The organism is Paractinoplanes rishiriensis (assembly GCF_016862375.1).
Taxonomy (GTDB): Bacteria; Actinomycetota; Actinomycetes; order Mycobacteriales; family Micromonosporaceae; genus Actinoplanes; species Actinoplanes rishiriensis.
Map to the genome: position 1 here is coordinate 1 of NZ_BOMV01000160.1, position 1,361 is coordinate 1,361.

Annotated in this window: 2 protein-coding genes; one reads left to right on the forward strand and one right to left on the reverse strand. The window is 64.8% G+C overall.

Annotation, left to right across the window (positions count from 1 at the left end; genetic code table 11):
* On the forward strand, nucleotides 1-717 hold a 717-nt coding region (locus Ari01nite_RS49360), incomplete at its 5' end, for a hypothetical protein (RefSeq protein WP_203791680.1).
* A gap of 200 nt (nucleotides 718-917) precedes the next feature.
* On the opposite strand, the gene Ari01nite_RS49365 is transcribed toward Ari01nite_RS49360, so the two are convergent.
* Nucleotides 918-1,310: a VOC family protein gene (locus Ari01nite_RS49365; protein WP_203791682.1), complete on the reverse strand. Its 393-nt coding sequence runs from the start codon at nucleotides 1,308-1,310 to the stop codon at nucleotides 918-920.
* Nucleotides 1,311-1,361: the final 51 nt, after the last annotated feature.

Below are 1,361 nucleotides of genomic sequence, written 5' to 3' on the forward strand. Positions count from 1 at the left end.
GATCAGGACGGCCTGGCCATTAAGAGAATCCGGTCCGGAGTGAGCCGATACCGCAGAAGTGAAGTAGATGGTATGACGCCGGAAGAGTTCGAACGATCCGCTGAGCAGGTCCGGCCGCATTGGGACGTCACGCCCCTGGACGGCGTCGGGCCGTTGCGATTCGGCATGACCGTAGAGGAAGTTGCTGCAGCGCTGCCCGACGCCCGTGAGCTGCGCCGATTCCAGGCTGATCCCACATTTGCGGAAGTCGTCGGCGTCGAGCTGGGTTGGCAGCCGACAGTGCCGGCGCTCTACGGTTACTTCCTCGGCTCTGGGCAACTGTTCTGCGTTGCAGCGGACGCTGTTCACGGACCCTTGATGAGCCTGGACGGGACGCAGTTGACCGGCCGCAATCCGGCTGAGCTGGACCGGTGGCTGTTCGACTTGTCCGATTCCATGGGTGGCAGCTTGCGCTACGGGCCGAGAGCCAACCCCGGAATCGAAGAACTCGGCCTGGTCCTGCGGGCGCAAAACACTACTGAGGGGGTGCTGTCACGGCCAGTGCTGGTCGGCCGCGAGTGGGCCGAGCGTTGCGTTGATGACTGGGAAGGCGTCATTCCCGAATGCGAATGGGTCGGACGCCTCTGGCCTGATCCCAGGTATTCAGACCGACGGGAGGTGTGGCCTTTTGCTGAAGACTCGCCGACCTGGTACGGCAAGTGGTCGCCTCCCTTCTAGGCTGCGACGCCTGCCCGACGCGGACCAATCTTTACGGACTCTCGCAGCGATCCGGCGTCATGAACGGCCGCACTCAACTCGGCACGAGCGCGCAACGGGCAGCCTGCGTGCGCGTCACGCCGCGTGACAGCCTCTGCAGACTGCCGCGCACGCTCGCCGGCAGATCAGGGAACCTGGGTGTTCGCTGCACCTTCCGCTACTCAGGCACCTCCAAGGAGATCCCACCGGTTTCCGGCAATGTCGAGGAAGACTGCAACTCGACCATAGGACTCGGTACGCGGTGCGCGCACGAAGGTGACGCCGGCCTCGGCCATTCTGCGGTACGTGGCGTCGAAGTCGTCGACACGAAGAAAGAACCCGACCCGTCCGGCCGCCTGATGACCAACGGCCACACTCTGGTGCTCGCCGTCGGCGCGGGCAAGAAGAAGCCCGGTTTGCGCGCCGGGTGGCCGCACTACCACCCACCGTTTCGGGCGCCCGTCGTTGGTGAGCGACGGCGAGTCCTCGACGAGGTCGAATCCGAGTACGCCGGTGAAGAAGGCGATGGCTGGATCGTACTCGTCGACGATCAGGGCAACCAAGTCGATCTGCACCCTGGCAGCGTACGCACGCCGCGTGGCCTTCTGCGCCACCGCGCGATGACA